General features: G+C 62.9%; 18 protein-coding genes. 6 read left to right on the top strand and 12 right to left on the bottom strand.

Translation table 11 applies throughout. The features are described 5' to 3' along the window. Window positions 1–51: 51 nt before the first annotated feature. The 4 genes from AACH32_RS10320 to AACH32_RS10305 form a co-directional block, all read right to left on the bottom strand. The gene (locus AACH32_RS10320; protein WP_338598856.1) at window positions 52–609 is read right to left on the bottom strand and encodes a CBS domain-containing protein; all 558 of its coding nucleotides are present in this window, start codon (window positions 607–609) and stop codon (window positions 52–54) included. Window positions 610–719: 110 nt separating this feature from the next. After that, a complete protein-coding gene (locus AACH32_RS10315; protein ID WP_338598853.1) occupies window positions 720–2,333 on the bottom strand; it encodes an SLC13 family permease in 1,614 nt (537 codons plus the stop codon). A gap of 678 nt (window positions 2,334–3,011) precedes the next feature. After that, the gene (locus AACH32_RS10310) at window positions 3,012–5,615 is read right to left on the bottom strand and encodes a DEAD/DEAH box helicase (protein WP_338598850.1); all 2,604 of its coding nucleotides are present in this window, start codon (window positions 5,613–5,615) and stop codon (window positions 3,012–3,014) included. Window positions 5,616–5,807: 192 nt separating this feature from the next. Beyond that, window positions 5,808–6,503 carry a lysophospholipid acyltransferase family protein gene (locus AACH32_RS10305; RefSeq protein WP_338598848.1) on the bottom strand — a complete coding sequence of 232 codons (696 nt, stop codon included), beginning with the start codon at window positions 6,501–6,503 and terminating at the stop codon, window positions 5,808–5,810. Between the two features lie 178 nt (window positions 6,504–6,681). Here AACH32_RS10305 and AACH32_RS10300 point away from each other — a divergent pair, with 178 nt between their 5' ends. After that, window positions 6,682–7,086: an OsmC family protein gene (locus AACH32_RS10300; protein WP_338598846.1), complete on the top strand. Its 405-nt coding sequence runs from the start codon at window positions 6,682–6,684 to the stop codon at window positions 7,084–7,086. A gap of 1 nt (window position 7,087) precedes the next feature. Here AACH32_RS10300 and cbiB read toward each other — a convergent pair whose 3' ends face one another. After that, window positions 7,088–8,047, bottom strand: a complete 960-nt coding sequence (gene cbiB / locus AACH32_RS10295) for an adenosylcobinamide-phosphate synthase CbiB (protein ID WP_338598844.1) — start codon at window positions 8,045–8,047, stop codon at window positions 7,088–7,090. Between the two features lie 383 nt (window positions 8,048–8,430). On the opposite strand from cbiB, the gene AACH32_RS10290 reads away from it, so the two are divergent. Then, a complete protein-coding gene (locus tag AACH32_RS10290) occupies window positions 8,431–8,796 on the top strand; it encodes a hypothetical protein (RefSeq protein WP_338598841.1) in 366 nt (121 codons plus the stop codon). Window positions 8,797–9,019: 223 nt separating this feature from the next. Continuing rightward, complete coding sequence (locus AACH32_RS10285) at window positions 9,020–9,505, top strand: phosphatidylglycerophosphatase A (RefSeq protein ID WP_338598838.1); 486 nt, start codon at window positions 9,020–9,022, stop codon at window positions 9,503–9,505. On the opposite strand, the gene AACH32_RS10280 is transcribed toward AACH32_RS10285, so the two are convergent. The 7 genes from AACH32_RS10280 to AACH32_RS10250 all read right to left on the bottom strand — a co-directional run bounded on the left by AACH32_RS10280 (window position 9,434) and on the right by AACH32_RS10250 (window position 17,090). After that, window positions 9,434–10,423 carry a divergent polysaccharide deacetylase family protein gene (locus AACH32_RS10280; RefSeq protein WP_338598835.1) on the bottom strand — a complete coding sequence of 330 codons (990 nt, stop codon included), beginning with the start codon at window positions 10,421–10,423 and terminating at the stop codon, window positions 9,434–9,436. The genes AACH32_RS10285 and AACH32_RS10280 overlap by 72 nt on opposite strands. Before the next feature lie 2 nt (window positions 10,424–10,425). Next, complete coding sequence (locus AACH32_RS10275) at window positions 10,426–11,844, bottom strand: S41 family peptidase (protein ID WP_338598833.1); 1,419 nt, start codon at window positions 11,842–11,844, stop codon at window positions 10,426–10,428. Between the two features lie 63 nt (window positions 11,845–11,907). Next, window positions 11,908–13,017 carry a murein hydrolase activator EnvC family protein gene (locus AACH32_RS10270; RefSeq protein WP_338598831.1) on the bottom strand — a complete coding sequence of 370 codons (1,110 nt, stop codon included), beginning with the start codon at window positions 13,015–13,017 and terminating at the stop codon, window positions 11,908–11,910. After that, window positions 13,014–13,901, bottom strand: coding sequence for a cell division protein FtsX (locus tag AACH32_RS10265; protein WP_338598828.1), 888 nt, complete (start codon window positions 13,899–13,901; stop codon window positions 13,014–13,016). The genes AACH32_RS10270 and AACH32_RS10265 overlap by 4 nt, the downstream gene beginning before the upstream one ends. Beyond that, complete coding sequence (gene ftsE, locus AACH32_RS10260; protein ID WP_338598825.1) at window positions 13,898–14,563, bottom strand: cell division ATP-binding protein FtsE; 666 nt, start codon at window positions 14,561–14,563, stop codon at window positions 13,898–13,900. Before ftsE ends, AACH32_RS10265 begins: the two co-directional genes overlap by 4 nt. Beyond that, a complete protein-coding gene (locus AACH32_RS10255) occupies window positions 14,560–15,948 on the bottom strand; it encodes a TolC family protein (RefSeq protein ID WP_338598822.1) in 1,389 nt (462 codons plus the stop codon). The genes ftsE and AACH32_RS10255 overlap by 4 nt, the downstream gene beginning before the upstream one ends. A 149-nt stretch (window positions 15,949–16,097) precedes the next feature. Next, a complete protein-coding gene (locus tag AACH32_RS10250; RefSeq protein WP_338598819.1) occupies window positions 16,098–17,090 on the bottom strand; it encodes a glycosyltransferase in 993 nt (330 codons plus the stop codon). A gap of 157 nt (window positions 17,091–17,247) precedes the next feature. On the opposite strand from AACH32_RS10250, the gene AACH32_RS10245 reads away from it, so the two are divergent. The 3 genes from AACH32_RS10245 to AACH32_RS10235 are packed head-to-tail and all read left to right on the top strand — an operon-like array spanning window position 17,248 to window position 19,768. After that, entirely contained in the window at window positions 17,248–17,970 is a 723-nt protein-coding gene (locus AACH32_RS10245) for a glycosyltransferase family 2 protein (RefSeq protein ID WP_338598816.1), read from the top strand. Window positions 17,971–17,979: 9 nt separating this feature from the next. Beyond that, window positions 17,980–18,996, top strand: coding sequence for a lysylphosphatidylglycerol synthase transmembrane domain-containing protein (locus AACH32_RS10240; protein ID WP_338598813.1), 1,017 nt, complete (start codon window positions 17,980–17,982; stop codon window positions 18,994–18,996). A 58-nt stretch (window positions 18,997–19,054) separates the two neighbouring features. Beyond that, complete coding sequence (locus AACH32_RS10235; RefSeq protein WP_338598810.1) at window positions 19,055–19,768, top strand: alpha/beta hydrolase; 714 nt, start codon at window positions 19,055–19,057, stop codon at window positions 19,766–19,768. Window positions 19,769–19,794: the final 26 nt, after the last annotated feature.

Below are 19,794 nucleotides of genomic sequence, written 5' to 3'. Positions count from 1 at the left end.
CAACAAGAAAGGGAGGGCCATGGGCCCTCCCTGCTTTTTTTCGGTCGAGAGCTAGCCTATGGAGCAGCTCTTGATCATTTCGCAGATGTTGTCGCACACGTCCACGATTCTGAGCACGCCCACCACCTTGTCGCCCCGGCGCACCAGCACCGAAAGCTTGCGTCCCATGACCAGAATGTGGGTGGCGTGAGCCAGGGTGGACTCCTCGTCTATGAAATCGTCCTCGGACAAGGGCCGCATGGCGTTTTCAACCAGGATGTTGGAGGCGCGGGCGCACAGCAGATCCCAGGGATCGTCCCAGAGCATTTCCTTGTCCACCATGGACTTCATGAAAGCGGGATTGAGCCCGAAGTGGGTCAGCCGGTCGAAGTCGGCGATTTTGCGGTACTTGGGCTCCATGGCCTGCAACAAGTCCCAATGGGATACCTTGCCCACCACATAGCCTTTATCATCCAAGACCAGCACCGCGCGGTGCTTGAATTTGGAAGCGCGGCCCTTTTGCCAGGATCTTTCCAGGGCCTGTACCGCCTCGAACAAGGTGGCCGATTGGTTTACGGTGGCGTATTCCTCCAGCGGCACCATGGTTTCCTTGACACTCTTGCTCTTCATATCAGCCCTCTTTTTTAGGCTCATCCTCACCGGCCGCGACCCGCGCGGGTTCGGCCGGTGAGGATTGGTCCATCATCTTCAGGGTCGCATTCCCAGTTTCATTAGGCAACCTACTTGACGGTGCCGGCCTGCATGGCCTTGGTGGCGGTTTCCAGAATGTAATCCGGGAAGCCGACCAGGTTGTAGATGACCAGGAAGCCGATGATCCAGACCACCAGCATGCAGATCACCCAAAGCACGAAGCCGTACTTCAAAAAGTCCACCGGGTGGATGACCCGCTCGCCGGTGTCGGGGTATACGCCCAGGCCATAGACGATGGCGTTGTTGGGCGTGCCCACGATGAGGAAGTGGGCGAAGCTGGTGGCAAAGGCCACGGCCAGGCCCACGGCCCAGGGCTCGCCCTGCACCCCGGTCATCAGACCCATGGGGATGGCGATGGGGCCCAAAAGGGCGGTGGTGCCCGCGTCGGACATGAAGTTGGTCATCAGGCCGGACAGGCCGCTCATGCCCACCCACAGGCCGAAGCCCTTGGACATGCCCACGGAACTCAAGGCCTCCAGGAAGGTCTGGGCCAGCCACATGGCAGCGCCGGATTCCTTGAGCAACGCGCCCAGGGTGAGCGCGCCGCAGTACATGAACCAGGCGTCCCAGGAGATGCCATTGAGTATCTTGCGCCACTCGGTGGTGCGGAAGATCACCGGGATCAACAGGGCCAGCAGGGCCGGGCCGCCCAGGCCCATTTCCTCACCGCCGAAGATCCACAAGGCAAGAATCAAAAGGAGCATGCCGAAGGTGACGTACTCCGAGTAGGTCATCTTGCCCATCTTGCGGGTCTCTTCCTTGATGGCCGCCAGGCCCGGGGTAAGGTCCTTGGTCTTGATCTGGCGCCCGAACAAGAAGATCATGTACACGGCCACCAGGAAGCCCATGATGGGCACTATGGGCAGGCCGTAGGTCATCCAGGTGAAGAAGTCCATGGGCACCTTGTACTCGGACCAGAAGCCCATCATGATGACGTTGCGGCCGCCGGCCGCCGGGCTGCCCACGCCGCCCACGTTCAGGGCGAAACACAGGGAGAACAACAAGAACTTGGCCAGGGCCGGCTCATGGAGCACCCGGCCTCCCTTGCTGTTGGCCGCCACCGAGCCATAGTAGACCGCCATCATCACCGGGGTCATGAAGGCGCACATGGCGTGGGCCGAGATAAAGCTGCCCACCACGGCCATGGAGATGCACAGCACGAACACCGGCAGATAAAAGCCCTTGGTCCAACCCAAGAGCCAGGCCGCCAGGCGCTTGTGCAGCCCCACGTCCACCACGGCCACGCCCATGGCCAACACCCCCAAAAGGAACATGGGCGCGTCACCGGCAAAGGACTTGCCGATGGACTTCATGGGCAGCAGGTGGAGGAAGTAGGCCAACAGGGGCATGAGGATGCCGGTGAGGCCGATGGGGATGGCCTCGGTGGCGAAAAAGATGACGGCCATGGGGATGATACCCAACACCACCATGGTCTTGTGCGCCGCGTCCTGCAGGTCGTGGGCGACATGCCAGGAGATCATCTTCTGGGCGAAGCCGTACTTCTCTACAACTTGTACGACGCTGTCAGGGGTGGGCAGCGCGAAACCTATCAATAAAAAAATGGCCACGCCGACGCTGAGCCACAGAATGCGGCCCTTCATGCTGCCATCGGAGCCGCCATGCGAGTCGTGATCATGCGACATTAGGTAGCGTCCTCCCCTCCAAATCGCCTAAGCGAAAGGGCGCGGGATTTAAAAACAGGCGTTAAAACATTGTGTTGCACCCTCGGCTGCGGAAGGAGCCCGCTTGCTCCCGCAGCGGATGGCTACTCGCTCAAGCTTTATTAGCACAGGTCGCGGCCAGACTTAAAGAAAAAAGTAACAAGATCGGCGTCACCTTTGTTGTAAAATGCAACGACACCCTTATGCGCATTTATCCGGCACAAGCTGTACACAAGCCGCAACGGGGGAGACAGATTCGTGGGCGGACTGGCGAGTCAAGTGGGGGAGGGTATTAAAAAATAAGCGGGTTAGTTGGTAGGGACGCCAGCCTCGCCTGTTCATGCTAAACCGATTCCAAAGCCGGGAAGCCTCGTTCGATGGCATTTGCGCCGCAATGTGAGCATTGAAAATTGCAACGGCAGGGCGGGAGCCTGGCATGGGTTTCGCGGCGCGGGACGGTTGGCTGTCCCCCCAAGGGGAAAAACCAGTTGTCTCATGGTTAAACGGCTTAAATTTAATTCATAAATCGTTTTGCTCCAGGCTTGGCTATCGTGGGGCGGGGCTACACGCGGAGCCGGAGGGAGAAGGCGCAGGAACGCCGGCCACGAAGCTGGCGCGCCGCGTATTGAAATGTGCAACACCGCCTCGGCCAGGCGCGGTCTAGGTGGGCACCACCACCGGCGGCCGCAGAAGAAGTTCCACCGCGTCGCGGGCCGTGGCGGCCAGGTGGGGGTGGGTCTCCTGCAAGCTTATGAGTTGGCGCAGATTGTCGGCGGTGCGGTAAATGAGCTGGGCGATATCCCCCTCGGCCCCGCCGTAGATCTCCACCACCTGGTCGAAATCCTTAAGTTGGCACCAGGCATAGATGGCGGCGGAGGCCCGGTAGGGCAAAACCGGAGTGGCAAAGCCCCATTGGCTCAAGCGCTCGATCATGGGATCAATGGCCTGGCGCAGCCCGGCCAGGGCCAGACGCAGACGGCGGTCCAGGCGGGGAGAAAAATCAGGCTCGCGCTCATCCACGAACAAGGCCAAAATGGCCGCCAAAAGCACCGGGTCTTGCCGGGGCAGGGCCTGTTGGCGGATGGCCTGGGCGATGAGCACCGGCTGGTCCAGGCGCAGTTGGCTGGCCCACAGCCCGTCGGGCGTCAGGCGGCCCTGAGGATCGGCGAATCCTTCGCTGCGCAGGAACTCCAAATGACGCACGAAGTCATACCAAAAGGCGTGGCTTTGGTCGGCCACCTCGGCCAACTGATCCTCGGCTTGGTCCAACAGGCCTCCCAGGGTCTTCTTGCTGTGCAGACAGTCCTCGTGGGAGGGACAGGAGGCGCACACCAGGGCCTCTTGCTCGCTCACCACCTCTCCTAGGCGCTCACGCAGTTCATTGGCTTCCTTGGCGGCCAGGCGCTCGATCTGGGGCGCGCCCAGCGGCGTGGGGCGGCGGGGCGCCTGCTTCAACACGGCTTCGGCCAGGGCTCGGCCGCCACCCGTCTGGGGCAGGTTGAGCTCTTCCATGAAAACGCCGGCGATCTCTTCCAGGGGGACGAACTCCAGGCGGGGATGCCCCTTGCTGAGGCGTCGTTCCCTCTCCAGGCTCACGAGCAAGACCCCCCGGCCCTCGGGGCTCTCTTCTCGGCGCAACACCGACCAGGCCGAGCCGTACATGTCCATCAGCACCCGCCCGCGGGTCAGAGCTCCCCACAAGCCGCTTCCCGTGGATTCGCTTTCCTTGGCCAAGCGAGCCCGCAGCCGCTCCAACTGACGCCTCCGGCGGCGACGCACCACCGCCTCCTCGGGTCCGGGGCACAAGGAGCCGGACAGCGCGGCGGCCAGGGCCTTGAGCACCTTTTGGGGGCCGGCCTTGGTGCGCGGCTTGCCCTCGGTGCGCTCCAATCGTTGGAAGGTGGCCAGGGACATGCCCAGGAGCTGCTTTACCTCGGCCGGACGCTGGGACAATAGCAGGTTGAGCACCATGGAAAAGTTGATGGACAGCTGGCTCTCTATGGGTTCGGGCTCAGAGTCCAGCAGGGTGGCAGTGAGGGCCACGTCGTTGAAGGGACCGGGCACCACGCAGGCGAATCCTATGTTGTCCATGCCCCGCCGCCCCGCCCGCCCGGTCATTTGCAACAGTTCCGTGGCCCCCAGTTCCACGAACTCCCGTCCGTTGAAGCGGTCGCTCTGGGTGATGACCACGGTGCGGGCCGGGAAGTTCACCCCCGCGGCCACGGTGGAGGTGCTGAAAATGGCCTTGAGCAGGCCCTTTTGCATGAGCCGCTCCACCAACAGCTTACCCAGGGGGAGGTGCCCGGCGTGGTGGCTGGCCACCTGCACCTTGCGGATCTGTTCTATCTGGACCTGACCCTCCAGGAAGGGGTACCACTCCAGCCAGGCGTCTATTTCGCGGTTCAGACGCTCGGCGCGCTCCGCGTCGTATTCCAGGCTGACCGAGGCGGTGAAGTCCAGGGCGGCGTCGCAATCGGAACGCGACTTCAAGAAAAATATGGCGGGCAGCAGGTTCGCCTGCTCCAGGGAGCGCAGGACGTTGCCCACCGGGGGGATGTGGCTGCCCTGCCAACGGGAGCCCTGCTTACCATTGCTCTCCAGGAAGTGGCGCACCTTGGCCGACAAGCCCCGTTTGGTCTTGAGCTGGGTCAGCTCGCCATCGGGGGAAAGGAATAGGGGATACAGGGGCACCGGCCTTTGCCGGCTCAGCACCGTGGCGCAGGGTTCGTCACGCACGAAGTTGAGCCAGCGGGATATCTGGGCCGCGTTGGCCACCGTGGCCGACAACAGCAGCAGACGCACCCTGACCGGCAGGTAGATGATGACTTCTTCCCACACAACGCCCCGGTCCGGGTCGCCCAGAAAATGGGCCTCGTCCAGCACCACCAGCCCGGCGTCCAGGTCGTTGCCCCGGTGCATGGCGTCGTAGAGCTGGTTGCGCAGTATCTCGGTGGTGCCCACGATGAGCGGCGCGCCCAGGTTTTCCTTGCGGTCGCCGGTGAGGATGCCCACGTTCTCGGGGCCGAAGATCTGGCCGAACTCGGCCAGCTTGGCGTTGGACAACGCCTTGAGGGGGCTGGCGTACCAGGCCCGTTGCCCCTGGGCCAGGGTGCGGGCGATGGCCTGCTCGGCGATCCAGGTTTTGCCCGAGCCGGTGGGGGCGCTGACCACCACGTCCTGCTCAGCCAAAAGCTCCACCGCTTCCACCTGGAAGGGGTCGGGCTTAAAGGGCGCGTCCTCGGGCACCCCAACGTCGGCCAACACCTGCCGGAGCCTGGGGTCCACCCGCGGGTTGTAGGGCCTGTTTTCGCTCTGAGGGGGGCGAGGGCGCCGGGGGGCGCCGCGAGAAGGGCTGCGTCTTTTCCTAGGTGCTCGCTTACTCAAAAATATCTCCCAACTGATGCCATCCTAGCGCAGTCTGACCTATACGGCAACGCCAAGCCGGCGCTGGTCGGCTCAGGCGGGATCCTGGTATCCCGAGATGGCGTCCAGCTCGTCCTTGACGCGGTTGAGCTCGTCCTGCAACTCCCGCAGGGCCGCCTCCATCGCCTCGCCTTTGATGTCCGGCGGGTAGCGGAACTCCCGGCCCGCGCTGAAGTAGATCGTGGCGAAAGGCTTGGGGATCATGGTGCGGTCCCAAGTGTTTTTGAGCACCCAAACCCGCTTGGCGGACCACATCAGGGGCAAAAGGGGCAGGCCGGTCCGGGCGGCCAGGGAAATCATCCCTTTTTTGGCCACGTAGCGTGGCCCCCTGGGCCCATCGGCCACGGTGGCGGCGTAGCGGGCGGGGCCCTCCAAGAGGTATTGGGCCATCTCCTTGAGCGCGGCCAGGCCGCCCCGGCTGGAGGAGCCCCGTACCGGCACGCCGCCCATGATTTTGAGATAGCGGGCCAGGTATTCGCCGTCCTTTGAACGGCTGATCATCACTGCCGGATGTATCCTGCCGAAATAGTACAGGGAAAAAATGGCTCCCCGGTGCCAGGTTACGCCGATGCCGGAACGGCCCTGGTTGAAATACTTTTCCACCAGGTCGTTGCGCAGGATTTTCACCCGGCAGGTGCAGAAGACCAGGCGCACCAGCATGGCCGCGATATGCGAAACCAACCAGAACTGCAGGCGTTGCCCCATACTGTATGACCTGGGTTGGGTCACGCTTTACTCCCGCTAAGGCATGATTCGGCTAATAGTTACCACGCGTTGAGCGCCCAGGCAAAGCCTCGGGCCCCAAATATTTAAAAACTGCCATTTTCTGTTAACAATTATAGACAACACGATAATTGTACGGCTTGCGCGCCCTCTGGACGACCAAGCACTGAAAGGAAGAAGATACATGGTGGAGATGAAGGTCAGCTTGGGTGATGATCAAAAGGTCACCGCGCGCTGGGACGGCTTTGAAGTTAAGACCGACCAGCCCGTCAGCTACGGGGGTGAGGGGACCGCCCCATCGCCTTTTGAGCTGTTCCTGGCTTCCCTGGCCACCTGTGCCGCTTTTTACGTGCTGGAGTTTTGCCGGACCCGCGATATTCCCACCGAGGGGGTCAGCCTGGTTGAGCGCCTGATAACCTCTGAGGACGGCAAGGAAGACAAAGCCATCGAGATGGAGATAATCCTGCCTCCGGAGTTCCCCGTTAAGTACGAAAAGGCGGTGGTCAGGGCGGCGGGCATGTGCCATGTGAAAAAGACCATCCTTAATCCGCCGGAAATAACCTTGACCGCCCGCCGCGCCGCGGGCTAGATCACAGCCACCAGCCCAGGCCCCAGGCCAGGAAAACCGCCCCCCCGGCGGCCAAAACGCTGGCCAGCTGCATCAACTGCACGCATTGGCGGGCCTGGGCTTCCCCGGTGGGTCCGCCGCCGGGGTTGATCCACGGCTTGTCCACCAACACGCCGTGATAGTGGTTGGGGCCTCCCAGGCGCACGCCCAGGGCCCCGGCCATGGCCGCCTCGGGCCAGGCCGAGTTGGGGCTTTTGTGGGCCGCGTGGTCCCTGCGGGCGATGCGCCAGGCCTCGGAGGCGCCGAGCCCCAGCAAGGGGGCGGCCGCCGCCAGGAGCAGGGCGCTAAGGCGGGCGGGCAGCCAACCGGCCAAATCGTCCAGGCGGGCCGCGGCCCAGCCCAGATGGAGATAGCGCTCATCGCGGTAACCCACCATGGAGTCCAGGGTGTTCACCGCCTTGTAGGCCACCGCCCCCACGGGACCCAAAAGAGCCATGTAAAACAAGGGGGCCACCACCCCGTCGTTGAAGTTTTCAGCCACGGTCTCCACCACCGCCCGGCGCACTCCCTGTTCGTCAAGGTTTCGGGTCTCGCGGCCCACGATCATGGATAGACGGTTTCGGGCCTCACCCAGGTCCCTTTCAAGCGCCCTCAGCACCACGTTGGCCTCCCGCCACAATTGACCGGCGGAAAGGCACTGCCAGCACATCACCAGGGCCATGAGCCAGGCTAAAAGAGGGGTAATGGCCTCTAACAGGTACAGCGCCAGCCAGGTGGTAAAGGAGAATCCCCCCACCACCAACAAAACCAAAGCCACGCCGGCCAAACGCAGCCCAAAAGGGGTAGAAGCCGGGGAGCGCAAAACCCCTTCCAGGCGGGAGATGGCGAGACCCATGTAACGAACCAAATGAGGCCAGGCAGGCGGGTCACCGATCTCGGCGTCAAAAATCATGGCCAAGGCGATTATCCAGGCGGGGCCCATTTCATACCTCTTTAAGGGAAAGCAACTCCCGGCAAAAACAAATAAAACCAGTGCTATTAGCGGTTTGAGTTGGTTTTTGCAGAAATGTGTCGTGAGAGTCTAAAGCAAAGTCGCATGCTTGGCAACTTATGGATAATATGTGCTTTGCATTATTAAATGCTTAATTAATGCGCAACCGAGTGAACTCTTTGATCGCAAAATCATATAGGTTGCCAATGAACGCTTGCATATAAAAAAATGGATTCCCCCAGAATAATTGCGTGATAAAGACATCACATGAACAAAGATTACAACTTGACGAAACTGGAAAATAGACTGTATATATAATCATTCAATCTAAGAGTTGTTCGACAAACTACAAATTTAAAAAAAGGAGAATGGACGTGGCGCGTACTTCTCGATGGAATGAAAGTGACCGGGCTAAGTTGCTCAAGATGGTCAAAGGCGGCGTATCCGAACAAGAGATACGTGGCAATTTTCAAACTAAAGGCGTCAAGGGCGCCAGCCGCGACATGACGGCGATTGAATTCGCCCAGCAGTTGAAGCAGGCCATGGTCGAAGCGGGTGACATCAAGCAAGAGGTGCGCAAAAAGGAAAAGGCCCAGGCCGTCATATATAAGGTCACCAACACCGGACGTCTTACCATCACTGATTTCGGCGAGTTGACCGGTGCCGACGAAGGCGCTTCCTTCACCCTGGAAAAACCGCGCGGCCGCTCCAAGGCCTGGCGTTTGGTGCCGGCCAAGTAACGCTCGAGGTTGCCTTTGCGCCGAATCCGTATGAAACGCATGGGTGACTCCTGGGCGGCGGTTATGTGTTTATTGACATAGCGTTCGATGTTGAATCCCGTTTGCGATAGCCTGCCCCGATGCTAACCCGCTTGATAATTAATAAACCGTTTATTAACCGGTGGCCCGAGTTGGCCACCGGTTTGTGTGGCGACAGTCTGCGGGTTAACGTGAAATTGTAAACATGAAAAGCCGCTGGCTTTTAAAGATGATTGTAAGTTTGGGCGTGGGGCTTTTCCCTGGTCCACAGGGAACCTATGGCTCTTTTTTGGCCGCAGGTATAGGAGCTTTGTGGATCGCCGGGGGCGGAGTATTGTCCGGCTGGAGCTACGTGGGCGTGGCGCTTTGCCTGGGTGCGGCGGCGGTGTTTTTCTGCCGGTTGGCGCTACGCCTACAGGTGTTCGGAGAGGATGCCGATCCCGGCAGCATCGTGATCGACGAGGCCGCGGGCATGCTGGTGGCCATGTACGGCATACGTTCTTTGGGGTGGGAGTTGTTGGCCGCCCTGGCCTTGTTCCGGCTGTTCGACATCACCAAGCCACTGGGCATCAACGCCCTGCAGCGTCTTCCAGGAGCCTGGGGGGTGGTGGCCGACGATCTATTGGCCGGCCTTTACGCCTTGCTGGGTTGGCGGGCTCTGGCCTGGCTGGTGGGCTTGGCCGGGGGGTGAGGGGCTCTCCAGAACTTTTAAAACCCCAACCAGACGGACCTGGGTGCGTAGTTGGGGGGCCCACTCTTCCAGGGCCTGCATGGTCAAGGGGCGGGGGTGACCGATGGCCACCGCTTTGCCTCGCTCCCGGGCCAATTGCAGCAGACGTCGCATCTGGAAGTCTATGGCCTCGCGGCTGGCCTCGTGGTCCAGGAAAACGTCCCTGCGCCCGGTGCGCAGACCCAGGCCGCGGGCGCTGGCCAGCCCTTGGGAATCGGCGCTGGTAAAGCTGTCTAGATAAAACAGGCCGCGGCTTTTCAACTCCAGCAAGACCGGCCGCAGCAGGTCCGGGCGCAGGCTGAACCTGGACCCCATGTGGTTGTTCACCCCCACCGCATGGGGCACCCGTTTTAAATCTTCGCGCAACACCTCAAGCAACTTTTCCTGGGACATGCCGCACAGCAATACCCCCTGGCCGGGATTCTGCCCGGGATAGCCCTTGGGCTCCATGGGAAGGTGCAGCATCACCTCCAGCCCCTTGTCTTGGGCCAGGCGGGCCACGGCCTTGGCCTGGGCCGCATAGGGCAGGATGGAAAAGGTCAAGGGAAGCCCCAGCGCGGCCAGGCGGCGGGCCGGGTCAAGGGAATGGCCCATGTCGTCGATAATGATGGCCACCAAAGGCAATGAGGGCTCGGCCGGCTTGACCGGCGGAACGGGCAACGGGGGCTTGGCCTCCTTGACGGTTGGTTGGGCTTTCACCGCCGGGGCCGGGGCGGATTGCTTGGCTTGGACTTTTGGTTTGGGGGCAGGGAGCTTGGGCGCGGGCGAACCCCACCACAGACCCACCAGAAAGGCGAACACCACCCCGCCCGCCCCCAGGGTCCAGAGGACCCGGCGGAGCGGCGGGGCGGCTTTTTGAGATTTTTTACGCCGGGGCACGACTATTTCGCGGCGCCGGCAACCTTGCCTTGGTTTATTTGCTCACGAGCCGAGAAAATCTGCCAGGCCTTCAAAAGATCCAAAGCCCTGAGCATCTGGTTGTCGTTGTCCAGGCGATCCTGGGGATAGTGCAGCTTGTCGGTTTTGGCCTTGCCTTGGGTTTGCTCGGGCTTGGTCTGGGTGGAGTCATCCGGCTTGGCGGGCTCGGCCTTTTCCGCCTTGGCCGGAGCCTTCTCCTCCTCGGCGGGTATGGCTCCCTGCAGGTCTTTTTCCCGCAAATCCTGGGATTTCTTGGCGGCCTTGGTGGAAGGCGCGGGCGGCTTGAAGGGCACCACCAGGTCCGGGGTAATGCCCTTGGCCTGGATGGAGCGACCGCTGGGGGTGTAATAACGAGCGGTGGTCAGCTTGAGCGCGCCCTTGTCCTCCAGGGGCAGGATGGTCTGCACCGAGCCCTTGCCAAAGGTCTGGGTGCCCAGGATCATGGCCCGGTGATGGTCTTGCAGGGCGCCGGCCAAAATCTCGCTGGCGCTGGCCGAGCCCTGGTTCACCAGGACGATGATGGGATAGTTGTTGGCGGTCATGTGCGGCGTGGCCTTGAAGACCATTTCCTGGTCCCGGGTCCGGCCCTTGGTGGAGACGATGAGGCCGCTGTCCAGGAACTGGTCGGCCACGTTCACCGCCTCGGTGAGCAGACCGCCGGGGTTGGTCCTGAGGTCTATGATCAGTCCCTTGAGGGGCACCTTTTGGTTTTGCAGCTCGGTGAGGCCCTTGATCAACTCGTCGGTGGTGTTCTCCTGGAAGTTGGCCAGGCGGATCAGGCCATAGCCGTCTTCCAACAAGTAGACGCGCACGCTTTCGATGGGGATCATGTCGCGAACCACCGTGATGTCCTGGAGGTTGTTGGCCCCCTCCCTCAGGATGGTAAGCACCACCTTGGAGCCCTTGGGCCCGCGGATGCTCTTGACCGCGTCCATGAGGGTCATGCCCTTGGTGAGCTTGCCGTCGATCTTCATGATGCGATCGCCGGCCTCCACGCCCGCCTTGTAGGCCGGGGTGCCTTCGATGGGCGAGACCACGGTGAGAATGCCGTCCTTGGAGGTGATGACTATGCCCACCCCGCTGAAGGTACCCTTGGTCTCTATCTGAAGCTCTTTATACTCCTCGGGGGTCATGTAGTCCGAATGGGGGTCCAGGCTGCTGACCATGCCCTTGACCGCTTCGGTGAGCAGTTCGTTGGGGGTCTTTTTTTCCACGTACCTTTTCTGGATCTGCTCCATCACCTCGGTCAACAGGCGCATGCTGCTGTAGTCCGCATCGCTGGCCGCTTGGGCCGACTGGCTCGGTCCTTGGGGCAGGTAGAAACTGAGTACGGCCAAGATGGCCAATGTTATCAAGCCGTAACGTAGTGAGCGGCCGGGCATGTTTGCCTCCCCGGGCATGGTTTAAGGTATGAAATCTAAGCCTAGCGCTTGGGACCTAACTGGTCAATAGTCCAGCCTCAACCAGACGCGCGGATCCTGGGCCTCGGCCTCCAGGCGCACTTCCAAATACAGGGCGCCCCCGGGTCCCAGGGTTCCCAATCTTTCACCCTGGCCGATCTGCTGTCCCAGGCCGACCGCCAGGGTGCCCAGGCCTCCCAGCACCGTGTGCACCTTTTCCCCGTGATCGATAACCACCACCTTGCCCAAGTTGGGCAGGTTGTCGGCAAAGACCACCCAACCGTCCCAGGGGGCGCGCACCGGGGATCCGGGAGCCGCCGCGATGAAGATGCCCGGTAGACGGGAGTCGTTTTCACGTCGCAACACCTTGCCCTGAACCGGGGCGCTCAGCCCTCCCTGGGCCTCGCGCACCCCCAGCGCCTGGCCTCCCTGGGGGCCCGATGGCAGCGGGGGGAGGGCAAAAGCCTGGGCCAAGCGGGCCTCGGCCTCGCGCAGGGCGGATATGTGCTCGATAAGGCCCAGGCGGCGTTGCTCGAGCTGGCCCAGTAGCTGCGCGCGACGCTGACGCAACTCCTCCTGGCGCTCGCGGGCGGACAAAAGGCTCCTGCGAAGCTCGTCTATTTGTTTTTGCCGCAAGGCCAGCTCGCCCTCGGCTCTAGTCAGTTCGCGGCGGGCGCTCTGCAAGTCGTCCAGACGTTGGTGCTGGGCGGCCAAGAGCCAGGTGAGGGCTTGGGAGCGCTCCAACATCGCCCGATAGTCCTTATCCGAGGCCAGGAGCCCCAGGTCGCTCTCCACTCCTACCAGGTACAGCAGACGCAGTTGCCGTCGGTAGCGTTCCCGCGATACCTGCATGCGTGCGCGCAAGTTTACCTCTTCGGCACGCGCTCCCGCCAGGCGTTCGCTCATTTCCGTTTGACGCAGGGCCAGGCGGGCGGCCTCGCTCCCCTCGCGGGCGAGGTTTTCTTCCATATCCGCCAATTCGCCTTGCAGCCGGGCCGTGTCCAGCGTCGCCTGTTCATATTGACGCAGCGTGTCAACCAGGCGTTCCTTGATTTCCCGGCGCGTGTCCGCCGCGTTTTGAGACCATGAAATCGGGGGGCACAGCAACAGGGCGGCCGCCAAAAGTGACAAGCCCAGAAGGCGCGAAAGGCTCACAGCACCTCACGCGGGTGCAGGCTGCGCCCCACCCCCAAGAAACCGCCCAACAATCCGGAAAGCACGGCCAGCCCGGCCAAAACCGGGGGGAGCAGAGGAGGGAAGGCCAGAATCTGGCCTAGGTTGATACCCCAGGGCAGGGCCCCGGGCGCGGCCAAAAAGGCGAACAGGCCCCAGAGCAACAGGCTGGCCAGGGCCGCGGCGATCAGACCCTGCAACATGGCTTCCACTAAAAAGGGCCCGCGCATGTAGCCGCTCCCGGCTCCCACCAGGGCCATGATCTCCAGCTCCGAGCGCCGCGCGTGCACCGCCAGGCGAACCGTGTTGCTGAAAACCAGCACCACGCCCAAAAACAGCAGAATCCCCAGAGCCAAGGCCAGCTCGCCGCCCACCGCGTAGGCCCGGTCCAGCCGCCGCAGCCAGGGGCGGCCGCGCACCACCTCGCCGACACCATCCACCTGTTTGATCTGCCGGGACAGAGCCGGGGAAGCGGCTGAATCGGGCGGCAACACCAGTTCCACGGCGTTGGGCAGGGGGTTGCTCTCCAGATCGTCCAGCAGCTCGCTCTGGGGGCCGAGCTGGCGGCGAAAGCGCTCCATGGCCTGCTGCTTGTCCACGTAGGTGGCCGATGATACGCCCGGCAGCCCGGCCAGACGGGCGGCCAGGGCGCGGCCCTCTTCCTTGCTCAGCCCGGGTTTGGTCAGGGCCAGCAGGGTGGGGCCGGTCAGCAGACGGCCCGCCGCCTGGCTCAGGTTGAAGCACAGGGCCAGGTAGGCGCCCATGATGGCCAGGGCCACCACCATGGTGCTGATGGCCACGGCTTGCAACCAGGGGTCCTCGCCCATCTGGCGCCAGGCGCGCCCGATCACCCCCCGCCGTTTCAAGCGCACTCCTCCAGGCGGCCGCACTCCAAATTGACGACGCGCACCCCGCGCACCAGCTCCAGCAGGGCCGGGTCGTGGGTGGCCACCAGCACCGTGGCTCCTCCCACGCAGTCACCCACCAGCAGGCGCAGCATGCCCAGGGCGGTGTCCGGGTCCAGGTTGCCGGTGGGCTCGTCGGCCAGGATCAGATCCGGCCGGGGGGCCAAGGTGCGGGCCAAGGCCACCCGCTGCTGCTCGCCGCCGCTCAGGGTGTCGGCCAAAGCCTGGGCCAGGGAGGCCAGATTCACCTGCTCCAACACCTCGCTCACCCGGCGTTGCACCTCTCGGCGTCCAACGCCGGCCACCTCCAGGGAAAGGGCCACGTTGTCAAACACGCTGCGCCGGGGCAGGAGCCGGAAGTCCTGGAAAACCAAACCCAGGCGGCGGCGCAAAAGGGGTAGATGGCGGGGAGCCAGGCGGCTCAGGTCGGTGCCGCCCACCACCACCCGCCCTTGGCTGGGCAGCTCCGCTCCGTAGAGCAGGCGCAGCAAGGTGGTCTTGCCCGCTCCGGAGGGGCCGGTCAGGTACACGAACTCACCGGGCTCCACCCGCAGGTCTATCCGCTGGAGGGCCGGCTTTGGCCGGTGGGGATAGCTTTTGCTAACCTGCTCCAGGCGTATCATGGCCAAAGACTGCGGTCGGGTTTGGGTGGCGGTTTTACGTTGAGGCCTCCCAGCCCCCGGCCCATGGCCCTTTGCAGGCCGGCCTCGGCGATGTTGAAGGTGGCCAGGGAGTCGTTGTAACTGTTGCGGGCCCGGGCCAGCAAAAGCTGGGCGTCGAGCAACTCGGTGTTGGTGGTGAGCTGCTCCCGGTAGCGTTCAAAGGTGACCCGGTAGTTTTCTTCGGCCTGTTTTACCGCCACCTCGGTGTTGGCGATGCTGGCAATCGATTCCTTCAGGTAAAGAACCGCTTCCTTAACCTGGAGGCTCACCTCGTCCACCAAGCCCTGCTTGGCCGCTTCAATGCGGCGCTTGTCGGCCCGCGACTGGCTGGTCTTGTGGCCGGTGCGCCCCCATTCCCAGAAGCTCCAATTGAGCATGGTGGCCACGGTCCAATTGGAGGGGTCGTAATATTCGCTGTCGCCCAGGGAGGGAGAGTCGCTGGTGAAGTCGTAGCTGGCTTGCAGGTCCACGGTGGGGTAGTAGCCGCTCTGGGCCTTACGGATGTTTTGGTCCGCCTGCTGCAGTTGCAGGTCCAGGGATTTGATTTCCGGACGTTCCACCAGGGCGATCTGACGCGAGCGCTGGTAATCGGTGGTTACGGGGTAAGACTTTAGTATGTCCTCGACCCAGGTGTCCTTGTCCACGGGCAAGCCCAGCAGGCGGTTGAGGCGGGCCCGGGTGAGGGCGCGGTTGTTGTAGGCCCTGATGCGGGCCTGCTTGGCGTCAGAAAGGCTGACCCGCGTCTTTAGCACGTCGTTGATGGGGATGATGCCCACATCGTAAAAGTCGTTGCTAACCTTGAGCTGCGACTCCAGCTGCTTCACGGTCTGGTCGGCCACCTCCGCGCCTTTGATGGCTCTCAGATATAGGAAGTAGGCCTGCTTCACCTGGTAGGCGACTTCCAGGTAGCTGAGGAAAAGATTCGATTCGGCGATGTCCACCCCCAGCTTGGCCAGCTCGTATTGGCTGCTTAGATAAAAGCCGGTGAAGATGGGCTGGTTCAGTTCGGTGGACCATTGATAGACGTTTTCCGACCCCACGATTACCGGCTGGCCCATGATGTGGTATTGGGGCGGGTTCTGGCTGTTTTGGGCGGCGTAGCGGGTGCTCAAGGTGGGCAGAAAGTAGGTGAAAGCTTCCTTCTGCTGGCTGGCGGTTTTTTGCATGTCCGCCAGGGTCTGCTTGATGTTGGGCGAGTAATCCAGGGCCATGCTGATGGCCTGTTGCAGGGAAAGCTCGTCATGCTTGGCCGGCGTTTTGGTCTCGGCGGCCGTGGCCGGCGACGCCCCCAGCCAGCCCAACGCCAGGAGCAGGGCCGCCAGGCCGCATGTCAGTTGGCAAAACACCGCCCACCGGTGCGGCCGCGCCCTTGACGTGCCGGCAACCCGCCGGGAATTACGCTGATATGCTTCCGTTGACTTTGAAGATTGCAGGCTCGCCATATGCGTCAACCTCGATTTGCCTAAATAACGATTCATTCCGCTGGATTCCCGGCTCAACCCGCGGTGCCGCCCATGCGGTCCAGGGAAGCCTTGAGCATGCCCAGGGTCCAGGCCCAAGGGCGCAACAAGCACCAGAGCAGGGCCCGGTTGAGCAGGTGGGGCTCTTGGTGGGCCACGCTCTTGATAAAGCCTCGATTTAAAGGATACAACAAAAGCAGACAGATGAGGGGCAGAGTGACGGCCCTTTGCCAATCATGGGCCCCCAGCCCCACCGGGATGGCCACCGCCAGCATCACCAAAAGGCTCTGGGCGAAGCGCCGTCCTCCCCCAGGAGACCCCAGGCCCAGGCGGCGGCGATGCAGCAGATTGCGGAAGCGGTTGCGCCCCAGGCCATAGGCCAGGGCCAGGCAGCCGCCCCAGGTGGAGGGCAGGGGGCGCCTCACCTGCAACTCGGGCTCCCAGAACAATTCCCTGTCCTCGGCCAATAGGCGGTAGGCCAGCTCGTAATTTTCCAGGCCCTCGGAGGCGTCGGCCGGGTCGAAACCGCCGAACTGCAAAAAATCCCGGCGGCGATAAGCGGCGCAAAGGGCGTCGGGCAACGCTTCGTCCTGGCGCTCATAGGCCAGCTCCGCGCCCATGAGCATGGCCAGGGGATCGTCGCGGTTGGCCACCCGGCACAGGCCCGCCACCGCTTCACGCTCCGGTGGGGACAAGGCCTCGGACAGACGAGCCGGCAGATCGGGGGGCAGCAGGCAATCGGCCTGGCTGAAAAACAGCACCTCGCCCCGGGCCTGCTCGGCGCCCTGGTTGCGGGCCGCGCCCGCCGGACAGGGGGGCAGGGGCAGCAGACGCGCGCCCGGGCCCAGCTCCTTGATTAGATCGCGCAAAACCCTCAGCTCCTCTTCGTCGCCCCGGTGGGACACCACCAAGGCCTCGCAGGCGCCGCCGTTGAGCAGGGGCCGCAAGGTGGCCAATCCGGCCCTCATGTGGGGGATCGGCTGCCCGGCCAGGAGGACCAGGCTGTATTGGGGAGAGGGTGAGGGCATTGAAGGTCGCCTTTGATTAAAGGGTTGGTCGGATTGTAGCAGGCCTCTCCGCGGGTCACAAGCCGGGACAGGGAGTTGCATGAGGGCCTAAGGCGCGATAAATATGTAAGATAATTTTTACCGGCTGCTTAGGCCGTTACCGGATTGGGAGGCTCCCTTGCTGCTATCGGTGGTGATGCCGGTCTTTAATGAAGAAAAGTTCCTGGACCAGATCGTCAAACAGGTCCAGGCGGTGGACCTGGGTGAAATCCAAAAGGAACTCATCCTGGTAGACGATTGCTCCACCGACGGCTCCCTGGCCATAGCCCAGGCCATGGAGGGCCAAACCTCCCTGGACGGGAGCCTCAAGCCCTTCGACCGCCCCATACGCCTCTACCGCCATCCGGTGAACATGGGCAAGGGCGCGGCCCTGCGCACCGGCTTCGCCCAGGCCCAGGGCGACCTGGTCATCATCCAGGACGCCGACCTGGAGTATGACCCCCAGGACTTCCACAAGCTCCTGGACCCGGTGCTCAAGGGCAAGGCCGAGGTGGTCTACGGTTCGCGCTTCACCGGCGAGCGGCGCAACATGTTCTTCCACCACTGGCTGGGTAACCGCTTCCTCACCCTGACCACCAACGTGCTGTTCAACACCACCTTGAGCGACATGGAGACCTGCTACAAGCTTTTCCGGCGCGAGGCCCTGGAGGGCATCGTCATCAAGAGCGACCGTTTCAACTTCGAGCCGGAGATCACCGCCAAGATCCTCAAAAAGGGCATCCGCATCTACGAGGTGCCCATCTCCTACACCGGCCGCGAATTTGACGAGGGCAAGAAGATCACCTGGCGCGACGGCTTCGTGGCCCTGTGGTGCCTGGTCAAGTTCCGCTTCACGGATTAGAGCCGGTCCATGTGGAAGCACTACCTGGTCGGGCTGCTGGTCAGCATAGCCGCGGTCTATCTTTTTTTGCGCGCCGCCCCGCCCGGCCAGATGCTCTCTTCCTTTGACCAACTTAACCTGTGGTGGCTGGCCCCGGCCACGGCGGTGTACGTCCTTTCCTATTGCTTCCGGGCCATACGCTGGCACTACCTCATGCGGCCGGTGGCCCTGGTCAAGTTCCGGCCCCTGTTCTCCTCCCTGATGATCGGCTTTTTGGGCAACAACATCCTGCCCGCCCATCTGGGCGAGGTGGTGCGGGCCATCGTCCTGGGGCGCAGCGAGGGGGTGAGCAAGTCGGCCACCTTGGCCACCGTGGTTCTGGAGCGGGTCTACGACGGGCTCACCGTGCTGTTCATGCTGCTTCTAGTGCTCCTGTTCGTGGACCTGCCGGTGGGCCAGGTGGAGGGCAGCCTCATCACCGCCAAGAATCTGCACACCGCCGGCTGGATGGGGCTGGCGTTGTTCGCGGGGCTGCTGGCGGCCTTGCAGGCCTTCCGTTGGCAGCGAGCCGTTTCCCTCAAGGTCATGGCCTGGCTCATGAGACCGCTGCCCCAGCGCATCAGCGCCAAGGTGCTGGAGGGCTGCGACGCCTTTTGCGACGGCCTGGCCGTGGCCCGGGCCAGCGACCTGGTGTGGATCGGGGTGTACTCCCTGTGCACCTGGGGGGTGCTGGCCCTGTGGGCCTGGATGTTCATCCTGGCCTTTGGCATCAATTTGGGCTTCATGGCCGGCGTGCTCATGGAGGTGGTGCTGGCCCTGGCCCTGTTGATTCCGGCGGCCCCGGCTTTTGTGGGCACCTTCCATCTGGCCGCCGCGGCCACCCTGGCCTTCATGGGGGCCAACCCCGGCGTGGCCGGCTCCTACGCCATGGTGATCTGGCTGGATCACTTCGTATCCACCACTTTGCTGGGCATGTACTATCTTTGGCGCTTGGGCCTGGGCTGGGGAGCCCTCACCGGCAAGGCGCTGCAAGACAAGGCGAGATAAAAAAAGTTATCATAAGTCAGTGCACCCGTTTTACTCACCCGAACAGATCGGCCTGCCCATGATCCAAGCGGAAGTTTTCAACGTTCCCCATGCCGAGCTGGAGCTGGCCGGACGCCTGCACCGCCCCCAGGGCGGAGCCCGCGCCCTGGCCGTTATCTCCCACGGCCTGGAATCCTCCAAGGACAGCGCCAAGCTAACCCGCCTGGCCGCGTCCTTGGCCGACTTGGGTTATCTGGCCCTGCGCTTCGACCACGCCGGTTGCGGCGACTCCCCCGGCGATATGAGCCGCACCAGTCTTACTTCGCGCCGTGACGAGTTTCTCTCGGCGGTCAAGGCCCTGCGCGCCCTGGGGCCGGACTTGCCCCTGGTGTACATGGGCTCCTCCTTCGGCGGCACCGTGGCGGCCCTGGCCGGGGACATCGAGCCGCCGGTGTGCTCCCTGCACTGGTCCACCCCCTGGGACTTCGAGCCCCTGCAAGAGCTGGTGCATGACCCCCAGGGGCGTCCCACCCTGCGCGAGATGGTGCGCGACATCTACTACCACGACATCGAGGCGGTGCTGGCCCGCACCGCCCGGGCCTTTTTGGTGCACGGCGAAAAGGACGAGGTGGTGCCGGTGGAGCAGGCCGTGCGAGCCCACCAGATTCTGCCCGAGCCCAAGGGCCTTTTGGTGCTGCCCGGCGCGGATCATCGCCTGAGCAAGCCGGAAGACCAACACCAGGCCCTGACCAGTAGCCTGGCTTGGGTGGAGCAGTTCGTAAAACCAGTCTAGCCTTTTTCAGGGCCCATCCCGTCACC

It is taken from the genome of Desulfoferula mesophila (assembly GCF_037076455.1).
In the GTDB taxonomy this organism is placed as follows: Bacteria; Desulfobacterota; Desulfarculia; order Desulfarculales; family Desulfarculaceae; genus Desulfoferula; species Desulfoferula mesophila.
Note: the sequence above shows the minus strand (reverse complement) of the source record. Positions and strands in the feature narration are given on the sequence as shown.

What these genes read in the sequence shown, in the direction of transcription:
- AACH32_RS10320 (WP_338598856.1), bottom strand. Translation starts at nt 609, where the DNA reads ATGAAGAGCAAGAGTGTCAAGGAAACCATGGTGCCGCTGGAGGAATAC.
- AACH32_RS10315 (WP_338598853.1), bottom strand. Translation starts at nt 2,333, where the DNA reads ATGTCGCATGATCACGACTCGCATGGCGGCTCCGATGGCAGCATGAAG.
- AACH32_RS10300 (WP_338598846.1), top strand. Translation starts at nt 6,682, where the DNA reads ATGGTGGAGATGAAGGTCAGCTTGGGTGATGATCAAAAGGTCACCGCG.
- cbiB (WP_338598844.1), bottom strand. Translation starts at nt 8,047, where the DNA reads ATGGGCCCCGCCTGGATAATCGCCTTGGCCATGATTTTTGACGCCGAG.
- AACH32_RS10285 (WP_338598838.1), top strand. Translation starts at nt 9,020, where the DNA reads ATGAAAAGCCGCTGGCTTTTAAAGATGATTGTAAGTTTGGGCGTGGGG.
- AACH32_RS10275 (WP_338598833.1), bottom strand. Translation starts at nt 11,844, where the DNA reads ATGCCCGGCCGCTCACTACGTTACGGCTTGATAACATTGGCCATCTTG.
- ftsE (WP_338598825.1), bottom strand. Translation starts at nt 14,563, where the DNA reads ATGATACGCCTGGAGCAGGTTAGCAAAAGCTATCCCCACCGGCCAAAG.
- AACH32_RS10250 (WP_338598819.1), bottom strand. Translation starts at nt 17,090, where the DNA reads ATGCCCTCACCCTCTCCCCAATACAGCCTGGTCCTCCTGGCCGGGCAG.
- AACH32_RS10240 (WP_338598813.1), top strand. Translation starts at nt 17,980, where the DNA reads ATGTGGAAGCACTACCTGGTCGGGCTGCTGGTCAGCATAGCCGCGGTC.
- AACH32_RS10235 (WP_338598810.1), top strand. Translation starts at nt 19,055, where the DNA reads ATGATCCAAGCGGAAGTTTTCAACGTTCCCCATGCCGAGCTGGAGCTG.